Below are 12,580 nucleotides of genomic sequence, written 5' to 3' on the forward strand. Positions count from 1 at the left end.
CGACGGCGATGATGCGGTCTTCGCCGCGTTCGTTCAGCGCCTTGACGATGTTGCTGCCGATGAAGCCGGCCGCGCCGGTGACGATGAGGGTCATGGTTGAGTCTCCAGCGCGGCGTCCTGTTTATCGTTCGTCGCTTCGGGAAAGAGTTCGTTAAATTCGACAGTTGCCGTGCCCAGTTTCCCGACCACGATACCCGCCGCCCGGTTCGCAACGGAGACAGCATCGACCAGCGACGCTCCGGCGCCGAGCATCGCCGCGAGCGTGGCGATGACGGTGTCTCCGGCACCTGAGACGTCATACACCTCGCGTGCACGAGCCGATTCATGCATCGCACCCGCATCGGTAAAAAGCGTCATCCCTTCTTCCGATCGCGTCAGAAGCAGCGCCTGAAGCTCGAGCCCTTCGCGCAGGCGCGCAACGCGCGCATGAAGATCGACCTCGGACTTCCATTGTCCGACGACCTGTTGCAGTTCGGCGCGATTCGGCGTAATCAATGTCGCCCCTCGGTAGCGTTCCCAGTCGTCGCCCTTTGGATCGATCAGCACCGGCTTGCCGGCCGCGCGCGCAGCGGCAATCATTTTCGTCACGTGCGTTAGGCCACCCTTCGCGTAGTCAGACATAAGAATCACGTCGTGCGACGGTAGCAACGCCTCGAAACGCGCCAGACCGGCAAGCAGCACCTCATGCGCGGGCGCGCTCTCGAAGTCCACCCTAAGCAGTTGCTGATGACGCGACAGCACGCGCAGCTTGATAGTGGTAGGCAACGAAGGATCCCGCTCCAGATGCGCCTGTACGCGACTGTCGCGCAGCAAGGAAACGATCTGCTCGCCAGCCTCATCGGTACCGACCACGCACAGCAGCCCCGACTGTGCATTCAGTGCGGCAATATTGCGAGCTACGTTTGCCGCCCCGCCGAGGCGATCCTCGGTGGCAGAAACATGCACGACGGGCACCGGCGCTTCCGGGGATATGCGGTGAACATCGCCGAACCAGTACCTGTCGAGCATGACGTCTCCGACCACCAGTACACGCGCCGCGGAGAGCCCGTCTGAGAGCCTCGTGCTCGCCGCCGCATTCATGGTCTCTTTGCAGTCTGTACTATTGCCCTGAATCGTTATCATCGCCATTCCGCTTACCGATTACCTCTGCGCCGGTTTCTCAAGCGCCGCGCGAAGTGCCAACAACGACGCGCCAGCGGTGTCATGCCAGGCACGCGCAGCACGCGCTCTACGCCCGCTTCAACTCTCAGGCCAACCCATTTCCCAGGGGTCAGCGCCACTGCGCCACCGCTGCTAAGCGCGAGGCGAAGCTGGTCGAACTGGCGCAGGCGATCTACGAGCGTACCGTACCTCACGGTTCGTCGCGCTTCCTCCATGGTGGCGAACACTTCCCTTGCCGAGCGGTCCCAACCTCCGCGTTCGCCCGACGTCTCTGGTGTCTTCCAATGCATGCCATTCGCACGAATATCGGAGATCAGGTCTTCGATCGTGCAAAAGAAATGAATGTTCTCCGCACCTTCCGTACCTGCGGCCAACTCACGATAGAGCGCCGAATCCCGCACGTAAATCGGCCGCCTGCGCGCCAGCGCGTGCAGAACCGGAAAGCCGAAGCCCTCGTAGTGACTGGGAAAAACGACTGCGGCGGCATCTGAATAAAACCTTTCGAACGCCTCGTCCGAGAGATGTCCAGCCTGAAAAGCCTCGACATTACCGTGCGGTGAAGGCTCATCGCCATACCCCACAGCGACAATGTGCTCGTCGGGAAATGCGGCGGCGATCGCGTCAACTGTCGGGCGTACGAACTTGTGACTGAAGTGGTTGCCAATCACAAAAATGTGCGACTTAGTCTGATTGTGCCTTTCACTCGGCGAGCCGTATTCGCTAACGTCAAGCGAGTGCGGCGACACCTTCTGGATTACCGTGGATCCGATCTCGAAGCGGTTCATTATGCGATCGAGCGTAAAGCGCGAGTTCGTGAACAGCACGTCGATATGACGAAACACGAAGTGCCAGATACGGGCATCGAAGTTCAACGACAGGTATCCGCAGTCGTATGCGATCGTGTCCAGCATGAAGATGCCGACCACCGGAGCACGGTTCACGAGACGCGAGATTGCATCGACATCGAACGGCTGCCCAATGCGCACGATCGCGGTGACCTTCTCCGATTGCCCGTCGACTTCCAGCCGCGTAACGCCTTCCAAACGCGAAAGACCGTGGAAGTCCCATGCCGCCTTCTGCATGTATACGGCGATCTTGCAATGCGTGGGCCAGGTGCGCACAGCCGCTTCGAGCAGCTTGATGCCCGATTCGAAGGTTCCATTGAAGTACGGACCAAAACTCGAAAAATCGAACGCGTAGACGAGTTGTCCATTCCTGCCGCCACCATATTCAATCAACGTCTCCGCACGGAATTCAGGGGAAGCGAAATACGAGTGGATGAGCTGCGGATACTCCGGGTAGCGTGCATGGAGGACTGGCGCATTCTTCGCCTCACGTGCGGCCTTGGCTCGCGAAGACTCGGCGAACGACTGTTCACCCATGTGCCAGACGAAGGCCCGATTCGCGAGCACCGCACGATAGCCGCAGCGGTTCGCGCGCATGACCAGATCGTTTTCTTCGTTGTAACCGGTTCCGTAGACAGGATCGAAACCGCCCAGTTCGCTATGGACGGTCCACTTGATCAACAGGCAAAAGCCAACTGCCGTGGGTACAAACGAGTAACGCGGCAAAGTCGGCGCAGTCTGCACGAATGCCGCGTAACCCCGCTGCGGCGTCACGTCCTGATCGAGAAATGAATAGGGCAGCGTTGCGATGGTCGCATTGTTGCTGCGCGGCGAGACGAAACCGATCATCGGATCTAGCGCCGCCACATCGAGCATCTCGCTCAGCGCCCCCGGAAAAACGATCGTGTCCGAGTTCAGCAGAACGACCTCGGCACGCGCCGCCTTCGCGCGCGCAAACGCGCGGTTGCACGTTCCGATAAAGCCCAGATTGCTCTCGTTCGTGACCACCTTGAAGCTAATCTCGGGGTCATCGAAACGACATATCTCAAGTGCTGCCTGGAGGGGTGCGTAGTCAGGGCTGTCGTTGTAGAAGAAGACCTTGGCACCGAGCCGCCGGAGTTCGTCGCCGATCGCATTGAGCGAACCGAACAACTGAGGGACGAGTTCCTCTTTCTTGTAGAACGGCACAACAATGTGCAATTCGCTTTTCGAGCAGACTGCTTCATAGGGTGGAGAAAACCCGTCGGCGGCGGCTCCGGTCGCAGCCTCGCGCATCGATGTCCAAGGCGTACCGTTCGTGTGTGCCACTGCGTCCTGTGTCAATTCGCTCAGATTCTCGGACGAACCGACCGGGAGCAGATCCTGAGTATGGAAACGCTCAGCCTGCTCGTCCGGCACGAGGACCAGCATGCAATCACGTGCATCGCCGTATATATTCTCGGTGCAGCGACGATAGTTTTCGGGATTGAACGTGAATGCAGCATGTCCAAATACTGTATAGCGTTCGCGCTTCGCAGCGGCAAGCCAGGCTTCGCCGTTCTGCACTGCAGCGAGATCGACGCATACGACTGGTCGGCATCGGCCGATGGTCGCTGTTGCCGAGTCGAACAACGCCGACGGCGGTACTGCCACTCCGCGCCCTATGTGAACGAGATCGACGCTCGGTAGCGCCAGCGATTCGAACGCCCCCCAAAGCGCCTCGCCCAATGAGGCGTCTGCCCCACCGTCAACCTCGCGCGTCAGCACTATGTCCTGCAAGAAATTGCGCGCAACGTTTGCCTTTAACGCATCGGACACTACGCCTCGCATCTCAAGCGCGTGAATGTGCCCCGCGTCCTGCGCATGGCGCGCGAAAGCTAGCGAGCACGCGCCGACATCGGCCCCAATGTCCGCGACCACACTGCCCGGCGCGAGAAAGCGCTGCATCATGACGAGCTGACGTTCGGCGAACTCTCCGTACCGTCGCAGCGAATCCACCGCGCGTCCGCAGTTGCCGGAAAGCTCGAAGAAGCCGTATTTACATTGCATTTGCGCCATCGGAAAGACTTTCAGATTGAGCCACATCGAAGGTAATGGAAAGCGACGGTGCACCAAACTTGCCATGCACGAGATTGCTTCCGAGCGCAGTCAGCACCATGACGTCATGCATCAGATGATGTTGCACGTGATCGCTACCCGGGCCTTCCGCGAAGGCGACATCGATCGGGTATTCGCCCCTGATGAGGGCGGGGAAGCACATGGAAAACGTCGCCTCGATTTCCGAGCCCGCGTTGACGAAGATCGCACGCTCGCGCAGATAGCTATCGGTACTTTCGGCGATCAGCTTTTGCCCATGGTTGTCTTTAAGTACGAATCCAATCGCCGGATAAGTCATATCGGACTTCACAGTAGCCCGTATCACGAGGCTGACCATTTCGTCGGAGTGAAACTCGCTGACTACCTCCCCGTCGCCATTCCGGAAGAAGGCCGCAGTGATAATTGCGCGACCGATACCAAAGCTCTCCGCTTCAGACCGGAACTGCGATGCATGGTAGCGCACGGGCGCAACGGACTCGACCTCGTACCTGCGTGTCTGTCCAGCCCGCTCCCCCGACGAATCGGCAGGCAGCAATGCGCCGGCCGTTCCACTCGATGCTCCGATTTCACCAACTTGCGAAGCAGCCTTCTCCGAATAGAGATCGCGAAGATAGATCATTGCAATCTCTTTCGGCGTTCCCGTTTCGTAAAGGTATTGCGTTCCTTCGCGGCGCAACAGGATCGCGTGCTCACACAGTGCGTTCACCGCACTCATATCGTGGCTGACAAAGAGCAACGTGCCGCCGTTCGCCTTGAAGTCGAGCAGGAAGCGCATGCACTTCTGCTGAAAGAATGCGTCACCCACGCTCAGCGCCTCGTCGACGATGAGGATATCGGCGTCGACGTGTGCGATCACAGCGAACGCGAGCCGCACGAACATGCCGCTCGAGTACGTCTTGACCGGTTGATCCACGTAGTCGCCAATACCCGCGAAGGCAGTGATCGCCTCAAACCGCGCATTGGTCTGCTCCCGGCTCAAACCATGCAGCGAAGCCGCCAGATACACATTCTCGCGGCCCGTAAATTCGGGATTGAAGCCAGCGCCAAGTTCCAGCAATGCCGCAACCCTGCCATGAACCTCGATATTTCCTTCGGTAGGCGAGAGAGTGCCGCAAATCATCTGCAGCAAGGTCGACTTGCCTGCGCCGTTGCGCCCGATGATCGCTACCGTCGTACCGCGTTCAACCGTGAACGAAACATCGTGCACGGCCCAGAACTCGCGAAAGTAAGTGCGCCTGCCCCGAAACAGCATCTGCAGCAAGCGGTCCCGAGGACGATCATAAATGTGATAGCACTTGCTTAGATTGTCGATCTTGATGGCGTAATCAGAGGACATCAGCGAATCCTTTTCGTGTCTTCTCGAACCACCAGAAGCCGGCCAGCAACACGATGATCGACAGCAATAGCACTGGCAAGTATGCATGCAGGTCTAGCCCCGCATGCCACATCAGAACCCGACGGACCTGCTCGATCACTGGAACGAGTGGGTTCAACTCCGCGATCGGGCGAAACCGTGGCGGAATGGAGTCCGCCGAATAAAAGATGGGCGAGAGGAACATCAACACAGTCGTGAACAGGCCGGTAATCTGCGCGGTATCGCGAATGAAAACACCGAGCGCGGAGAAAAACCAGGCGATGCCGAGCGACAAGAAAATTAGCGGAAGCAGCGCAATGGGGAACAGCAGCACGGTGACAGACGGCACGCCGATCGCAATCAGATAGAACACCAACCACACCAGGAAGCTGATGAAGAGGTGAAAGAGCGCAACCGCGACTGCCACGAGCGGCAAGATTTCCAGCGGAAACACCACGCGTTTCACGTAGTTCACGTTCGACAGAATGATGCTCGGCGCTCGGTTCAAGCATTCGGCAAACATGTTGAACACGAGCAGACCGGAGAACAGCACGAGCGCGAATTCTGCTCGCGACCCTGTGCCGCCCGGCCAACGCGAACGAAATATCACGCCGAACACGAACGTATAGACAGCGAGCATGAGGACGGGCTGAAAGACCGCCCAGAACATTCCAAGCATCGAACCACGGTAGCGGCCCAGCACCTCACGAACCGCCAGTGCAGCGATGAGGCCTCGGTTCACAACGATCATGCGGAGCATGCGCTTCGGGTAGTCAATTAGACGCAGCATATTTCTTCAGGAAGAGACTGTTGGCTCCCCAGCGCGCAGGCATGCAGACGATGAAGGAAGCCGCCGAGAATCAGCGGTTAGGCATCCGGCCATAGTTATCCTCGAAACGGACGATATCGTCTTCTCCAAGATAGGCGCCGGACTGGACCTCAATCATCTCCAGCGGCACCTTCCCCGGGTTTTCGAGGCGATGCTGGGTACCAAGCGGAATATAGGTCGACTGGTTTTCCGAGAGAAGCAGTGTGGTGTCGCCGTTCACGACACGTGCAGTGCCTCGCACGACGATCCAGTGCTCCGCACGGTGGTAATGCATTTGCAGCGACAACGACGCACCTGGATTGACGATGATCCTTTTCACCTGAAATCGATCGCCGCTATCCACGCCTTCGTAAGTGCCCCAGGGGCGCGCCACCTTGCGATGCAATTCGGATTCGACGCGGCCATCCGCATTGAGTCGATCGACGATCTTCTTGACGTCCTGCGCCCGCTCCTTGCTCGCAACAAGTACAGCGTCGGCAGTCTCGACGACGACCAGGTCGTCGACGCCAAGCACGGCCACCATCCGGGACTCGCTGCGCACGAACGTGTTGGTCGCATCGAGCGCAATCACATCCCCCTGCAGAGTGTTGCCTTGCTCGTCCCGCCGACTGATCGCGGCAAGCGCGCTCCACGTGCCCACATCGCTCCAGCCAATCCCGGCCGCCGCGACTACCACCGCGTGAGAGGTTCGCTCCATCACCAGATAGTCGATCGAGTCTGAGCGGCTCGCCGCAAACGCGCCGTGATCGAGGCGCAGGAAATCGATATCCTGCTTCGCGAGGCCAACCGCCTGCGTGACCTGTTCGAGCACATCCGGAGCGTGCAACGCCAGTTCGCGCAGGTACGCGTCGGCACGAAACAGGAACATGCCGCTGTTCCAGTAGTAGCCGCCTTCCTCCAGGAAGGCCTTGGCCCGCGCCTCGTCTGGCTTTTCGACGAACGAATCGACCTCGAAAACATTGCAGCCCTCTCCCCGCGCCGCCGCACGCCGGATGTAGCCGTATCCGGTGTGAGGCTCGGTGGGCTCGATTCCGAACGTGACGAGCTTTCCTTCGGCCGCCTGCGGCAGCGCCTTTTCGACAACCGCGCGAAAAATGGCATCGTTTTCGATCATGTGATCTGACGGCAGCACCAGCAGGACCGCGTCAGCGTCTTCCTTCGATGCGAGCAACGCTGCGGCTGCAATCGCAGGCCCCGTGTTTCGGGCCACCGGCTCAAGCGCCACACGACCCTGCACACCGATCTCGCGTAACTGCTCCGCAACGAGAAACCGCTGCTGCTCGTTCGAAATGACCAGCGGCGCTGCGGTGTTGGCGAGACCATCGAGCCTCCTCGCCGTCTGCTGCAACAAGGTCAAATCGCCGCAAAGGGACAGAAATTGTTTCGGATATCCGCTGCGGGACAATGGCCACATGCGTGTACCAGAGCCGCCACAAAGAATGACCGGGGTAATCGTCATAGTCGTTAATGGTGAGCGTACGAGGGCACTGCCCATGAGGTTAATGTCAAGGGCGGTAAACAGGCCATTATTACATGTATAGGTGTGTCGCCTCCCGCCGCCCGCGGGCGCAAGTTGCGACAGCGCCTTACCCTTGTCGGCAGCGACGCCGACGCATCGAGTCGATCAACGTGCCGCCATACACAAACGCAACGCCTCCCGCCATTCCGGCGCCCGCAACCCGAACACCTGCGCAAGCTTGTCGTTCGAGAGCTGGGAATTGCCAGGGCGCTTAGCCGGCGTCGGATACGCAGACGCCGGAATTGCCTTGACAGCGGGCTTTCTTGGCAAATCTGACGCCTCGAAGATTGCCTCGGCGAAGCCGTGCCAGGAGGTCGCGCCATTGGCCGTAAGGTGATATACGCCAGAATGCCGCTTCCACCATTCAGCGCCATCTGAAGCGGCGGTCAACTGTGCCAGCACGTTCGCGGTCAGTGCGGCTATCGTGTTCGACCATGTCGGTGAGCCAATCTGGTCCGCGACGACACTCAGCTCATCCCGTTGGCCCCCAAGACGAAGCATCGTCAGCAGAAAGTTCTTGCCTCGCGTGCCATACACCCAGCTCGTCCTGAGGATCAGATGCGCGCAACCCGACGCCTCTATCGCCTGTTCGCCCGCAAGCTTGCTAGCCCCGTATACGTTCTGCGGATTGGTCGCATCCGTTTCGACGTACGCACCGTCCTTCGTACCATCAAAGACATAGTCGGTCGAGTAATGAACAAGGCCGGCACCAAGCTGTTTTGCTGCTTCGGCCAGCACTGCTGGCGCATGGGCATTGAGACGCATCGCCGCGTCCGGTTCGCTCTCGGCGTTGTCAACCGCCGTATGTGCGGCCGGATTCACGATGAGTTGCGGCTTCACATCCATTACGATACGACGCACCGCGTCCAGATCGGACAAGTCGAGCATGTTGCGATCGGCCGCAACGACTCGACCGAGCCCCTGCAGGCTGCGCGCTAGCTCAAAGCCGACCTGCCCATTTACGCCAGTGAGCAGAATCGTAGGTTGTTTGCGTAACGCCATCGCCCCCTCACGCATACACTTCGGCTTCGGCCAGCCGCTTGCCCGCCGCGTCCTTCGCCGCCAGCAGCGGTTCGAAGTCGATCGGCCACTCGATGCCGATATCCGCGTCGTTCCACACAACGCTGCGCTCGTGCTCCGGGAACCAGTAGTCGGTCGTCTTGTAGAGAAACTGCGCCGACTCCGACAGTACGACGAAACCGTGCGCGAAGCCCGGCGGCACCCACAATTGACGATGATTTTCAGCCGAGAGATGCACGCCAACCCACTTGCCAAAATTCGGCGAACTGCGGCGCAAGTCCACGGCTACGTCGAACACTTCACCTTCCACCACGCGCACGAGCTTGCCCTGCGCATGCTGGATCTGATAGTGCAAACCGCGCAGCACACCCTTCGCGGAGCGCGAATGGTTGTCCTGCACGAACACGACACCTGGTTCGACCAGCTCTTCGAACTCGCGGCCGTTGAAGCTTTCGTAAAAATAGCCACGCGCATCGCCGAACACCTTCGGCTCGATGATTTTGACTTCGGGGAGTGCCGTAGCGGTTACCGTGATGGCCATGCGACCTGATCCATGAGAATGTTCAACAAATACTTCCCGTAGCCATTCTTGGCGAGAGGCTTGGCCAATGCCTGAAGTTGCTCCGCGTCGATCCACGACTTGCGGTACGCAATTTCTTCTGGGCATGCGACTACGAGCCCCTGGCGTTTTTGTAATGTCGCAATGAACGTAGCAGCCTCGATCAGCGAGTCGTGCGTGCCGGTGTCGAGCCACGCATAGCCACGGCCCATGATCTCGACGTTGAGCGCGCCATCGCTCAGGTAACGCGAATTGACGTCAGTAATCTCCAGCTCACCACGCGGCGACGGCTTGATGTCCGCCGCAATGTCGCACACTTGGTTATCGTAGAAGTACAGGCCCGTGACTGCGTAGTTCGAGCGCGGCTGTGCAGGCTTCTCCTCGATCGACAGTGCACGAAAGCCCTTGTCGAACTCGACCACGCCATAGCGCTCCGGATCGTGCACGTGGTAGGCGAACACCGTCGCGCCCGACTCCTGCGCATCCGCACGCTCGAGCTGCTTCGCAAGATCGTGGCCGTAGAAGATGTTGTCGCCAAGGATAAGCGCCGACGGATCGTTCCCCACGAATTCCTTGCCGATGATGAATGCCTGCGCGAGACCATCCGGAGACGGTTGCACCGCATACTGGATGTTCATACCCCACTGGCTGCCATCGCCGAGCATCGATTCGAAACGCGGCGTGTCCTGCGGCGTCGAGATGATGAGCACATCGCGAATGCCCGCGATCATCAGCGTCGAGAGCGGGTAGTAGATCATCGGCTTGTCGTACACCGGCAGCAGTTGCTTCGAGACTGCATGGGTGATCGGATAGAGCCGCGTGCCGGAACCGCCGGCGAGAATAATGCCTTTGCGCGCCATGTCTGCTGCCTTTACGCGCGCTGCGCGTAGTTCGTTTCGACCCACTTGCGATAGTCGCCCGAAGCGACTTCATCAGCCCACGCCTGGTTCTCGAGATACCAGCGCACAGTCTTCGCAAGACCGGTTTCGAACGTTTCGGCGGGCTTCCAGCCGAGTTCGCGCTCGAGCTTGCGGGCGTCGATCGCGTAACGGCGGTCATGGCCGGGACGATCCGTTACGTAGGTGATCTGGTCGCGGTACGAACCGTTTGCCTTCGGGCGCAGTTCGTCGAGCAGATCGCACAACGTATGCACGACTTCGAGATTCTTCTTTTCGTTCCAGCCGCCGACGTTATACGTTTCGCCGCTCTGGCCGCGCGCGAGCACTTCGCGGATCGCGCTGCAGTGGTCGCCCACGTACAGCCAGTCGCGCACGTTCTGGCCGTCACCATAGACGGGCAACGGCTTGCCAGCGAGCGCGTTGGCAATCATCAGCGGAATGAGCTTTTCCGGGAACTGGTACGGACCGTAGTTGTTCGAGCAGTTCGTGGTGAGCGTAGGCAGGCCATACGTATGGTGGTACGCGCGCACGAGATGATCCGAGCCGGCCTTGGTCGCCGAGTACGGGCTGTTGGGCGCGTACGCTGTAGTTTCCGAGAACTGCGGATCGGTTGCGGAGAGCGAGCCGAACACCTCGTCGGTAGAGACGTGCAGGAAGCGGAATGCCGCCTTTGCGGTTTCGGGCAAGCCATTCCAGTATTGGCGCGCCGCTTCGAGCAGCGTAAAGGTGCCGACCACATTGGTCTGAACAAAATCGGCGGGACCATGGATCGAACGGTCGACATGGCTTTCCGCTGCGAAATGCAGCACCGCACGCGGCTTGTGCTCGGCGAAGAGCGCGTCGAGCGCCGCACGGTCACAGATGTCAACGCGCGCGAAAATGTGCTTCGGATTGCCCTGCAGGGATTGCAGCGTTCCAAGATTGCCTGCGTAGGTCAGCTTGTCTACGTTCAGCACCGCTTCGTCAGACTGGCCCAGCCAGTCAAGCACAAAGTTGGCACCGATAAAGCCGGCGCCGCCCGTTACGAGAATCATGGAACTCCTTTATAGCGCGCAAGTTTGATAGCAAATCTGCCTGCAGACCCCGATAGCAGAATGCTCGAAAGAATGCTGTAAAAATGGCTGCTCGACGAGCGAACGGTCGCTTTCAACCACCTGGCATACTTCTAGCTCTGATTTTATGACCAACAATTATAAGGCCAGCCTGAGCGAATGCCATACCGCTAACATCTTGAAACAGCTTGACAAATTGCGATTTGACACTTACGTAACCATGTCACGGCGGCCGACGCTCGCACCTGCCGGGCGATAGTAATGAAGTCCCCCGTTTTCCGGGTCATATCGTCGGACTGCATTGATCACCCGCATCATTTGCCCTTCACACCACGCGGCGAAACTATTCCTGTGCTACCGTCACTGTCTTGCCCCGCGCCATCCCGCATTTGATCCCGATTCAATGACCAAGCAAGCGCCGTACGCCACTCCCCTCGCCTTCGGCGATCTCCAGGGCTGCCTCACACCATTTCGCGAACTGCTCGCCAAGGCTGCGCCCTCCGCCCACACGCCGCTGTGGTTCGCGGGCGACCTGATCAATCGCGGCCCCGAGTCGCTCGAAACGCTGCGCGAAGTGATCGCGCTCGGCGAGCGCGGCGTTGCCGTACTGGGCAACCACGATCTGCATCTGCTTTCGGTGTCGGCGGGCATCCGCAAGTCCAAAAAGGGCGACACCATCGACGACATCCTGAACGCGCCCGACGCCGAAGACCTGTTGCACTGGGTGCGCCATCGTCCGGTCGCACACTACGAGAACGGCCTGTTGATGGTGCACGCGGGCGTGCTGCCACAATGGGACATTGATCTCACGATGGAACTCGCGCACGAACTCGAGAAGGCCTTGCGGCGCAACAACTGGAAGGAGACGCTCGCGGGCCTCTACGGCAACGAGCCGAACCGCTGGTCGAAAGATTTGAAGGGTATCGACCGGCTGCGCGTGACCTGCAGCGCGCTCACGCGCATGCGTTTTTGCGATCGCGACGGCGTGATGGACTTCACGTCGAGCGGAGGTCTCGCATCCGCGCCGCCGGGGTTCATGCCGTGGTTCGACGTCCCCGGTCGCAAGACCGAAGACATCACCGTGGTTTTCGGCCACTGGGCGGCGCTCGGCCTCACCTTGCGCAAGAACGTGGTCGGGCTCGATTCCGGCTGCGTTTGGGGCGAACAGCTCTCGGCCGTTCACCTCGATGCCGATCCGTCCCAGCGCATCCTCACCCAGGTGCCTTGCGAGAGCTGTCGCGCGGCGAATAGCTGAAGCTCCCGCCG

Annotated in this window: 11 protein-coding genes; 1 reads left to right on the plus strand and 10 read right to left on the minus strand. The window is 59.6% G+C overall.

What is annotated here, in order from left to right:
• The 10 genes from C7411_RS32785 to rfbB form a co-directional block, all read right to left on the minus strand.
• Window positions 1–94: NAD-dependent epimerase/dehydratase family protein (locus C7411_RS32785; RefSeq protein WP_116603299.1), on the minus strand; the 94-nt coding region annotated here is incomplete at its 3' end.
• On the minus strand, window positions 91–1,080 hold the full coding sequence (rfaE1, locus tag C7411_RS32790) for a D-glycero-beta-D-manno-heptose-7-phosphate kinase (protein WP_165822943.1): 990 nt from the start codon (window positions 1,078–1,080) through the stop codon (window positions 91–93). The genes C7411_RS32785 and rfaE1, both read right to left, overlap by 4 nt.
• Window positions 1,081–1,133: 53 nt before the next feature.
• A complete protein-coding gene (locus C7411_RS32795) occupies window positions 1,134–4,109 on the minus strand; it encodes a glycosyltransferase (protein ID WP_110388279.1) in 2,976 nt (991 codons plus the stop codon).
• Window positions 4,024–5,418 carry an ABC transporter ATP-binding protein gene (locus C7411_RS32800; RefSeq protein ID WP_110388280.1) on the minus strand — a complete coding sequence of 465 codons (1,395 nt, stop codon included), beginning with the start codon at window positions 5,416–5,418 and terminating at the stop codon, window positions 4,024–4,026. The genes C7411_RS32795 and C7411_RS32800 overlap by 86 nt, the downstream gene beginning before the upstream one ends.
• Complete coding sequence (locus C7411_RS32805; RefSeq protein WP_110388281.1) at window positions 5,408–6,226, minus strand: ABC transporter permease; 819 nt, start codon at window positions 6,224–6,226, stop codon at window positions 5,408–5,410. The genes C7411_RS32800 and C7411_RS32805 overlap by 11 nt, the downstream gene beginning before the upstream one ends.
• 70 nt (window positions 6,227–6,296) lie before the next feature.
• Window positions 6,297–7,724, minus strand: coding sequence for a mannose-1-phosphate guanylyltransferase/mannose-6-phosphate isomerase (locus C7411_RS32810; protein ID WP_110388282.1), 1,428 nt, complete (start codon window positions 7,722–7,724; stop codon window positions 6,297–6,299).
• 165 nt (window positions 7,725–7,889) lie between these two features.
• Window positions 7,890–8,786 carry a dTDP-4-dehydrorhamnose reductase gene (gene rfbD / locus C7411_RS32815; RefSeq protein ID WP_243413429.1) on the minus strand — a complete coding sequence of 299 codons (897 nt, stop codon included), beginning with the start codon at window positions 8,784–8,786 and terminating at the stop codon, window positions 7,890–7,892.
• 7 nt (window positions 8,787–8,793) lie between these two features.
• Complete coding sequence (gene rfbC / locus C7411_RS32820) at window positions 8,794–9,345, minus strand: dTDP-4-dehydrorhamnose 3,5-epimerase (RefSeq protein WP_110388284.1); 552 nt, start codon at window positions 9,343–9,345, stop codon at window positions 8,794–8,796.
• A complete protein-coding gene (gene rfbA / locus C7411_RS32825) occupies window positions 9,330–10,223 on the minus strand; it encodes a glucose-1-phosphate thymidylyltransferase RfbA (RefSeq protein ID WP_110388285.1) in 894 nt (297 codons plus the stop codon). The genes rfbC and rfbA overlap by 16 nt, the downstream gene beginning before the upstream one ends.
• Window positions 10,224–10,234: 11 nt before the next feature.
• Window positions 10,235–11,296 carry a dTDP-glucose 4,6-dehydratase gene (gene rfbB / locus C7411_RS32830; protein ID WP_110388286.1) on the minus strand — a complete coding sequence of 354 codons (1,062 nt, stop codon included), beginning with the start codon at window positions 11,294–11,296 and terminating at the stop codon, window positions 10,235–10,237.
• A 421-nt stretch (window positions 11,297–11,717) separates the two neighbouring features.
• Here rfbB and C7411_RS32835 point away from each other — a divergent pair, with 421 nt between their 5' ends.
• Window positions 11,718–12,569, plus strand: coding sequence for a symmetrical bis(5'-nucleosyl)-tetraphosphatase (locus C7411_RS32835; protein ID WP_110388287.1), 852 nt, complete (start codon window positions 11,718–11,720; stop codon window positions 12,567–12,569).
• Window positions 12,570–12,580 lie beyond the last annotated feature (11 nt).

Source organism: Paraburkholderia silvatlantica, from assembly GCF_003096715.1.
GTDB classification, from domain to species: Bacteria; Pseudomonadota; Gammaproteobacteria; order Burkholderiales; family Burkholderiaceae; genus Paraburkholderia; species Paraburkholderia silvatlantica.

Bases quoted from the DNA above. Each gene is read 5' to 3' on its own strand.
- rfaE1 (WP_165822943.1), bottom strand. From the start codon at position 1,080: ATGAATGCGGCGGCGAGCACGAGGCTCTCAGACGGGCTCTCCGCGGCG.
- C7411_RS32795 (WP_110388279.1), bottom strand. From the start codon at position 4,109: ATGGCAAGTTTGGTGCACCGTCGCTTTCCATTACCTTCGATGTGGCTC.
- C7411_RS32800 (WP_110388280.1), bottom strand. From the start codon at position 5,418: ATGTCCTCTGATTACGCCATCAAGATCGACAATCTAAGCAAGTGCTAT.
- C7411_RS32805 (WP_110388281.1), bottom strand. From the start codon at position 6,226: ATGCTGCGTCTAATTGACTACCCGAAGCGCATGCTCCGCATGATCGTT.
- C7411_RS32810 (WP_110388282.1), bottom strand. From the start codon at position 7,724: ATGACGATTACCCCGGTCATTCTTTGTGGCGGCTCTGGTACACGCATG.
- rfbD (WP_243413429.1), bottom strand. From the start codon at position 8,786: ATGGCGTTACGCAAACAACCTACGATTCTGCTCACTGGCGTAAATGGG.
- rfbC (WP_110388284.1), bottom strand. From the start codon at position 9,345: ATGGCCATCACGGTAACCGCTACGGCACTCCCCGAAGTCAAAATCATC.
- rfbA (WP_110388285.1), bottom strand. From the start codon at position 10,223: ATGGCGCGCAAAGGCATTATTCTCGCCGGCGGTTCCGGCACGCGGCTC.
- rfbB (WP_110388286.1), bottom strand. From the start codon at position 11,296: ATGATTCTCGTAACGGGCGGCGCCGGCTTTATCGGTGCCAACTTTGTG.
- C7411_RS32835 (WP_110388287.1), top strand. From the start codon at position 11,718: ATGACCAAGCAAGCGCCGTACGCCACTCCCCTCGCCTTCGGCGATCTC.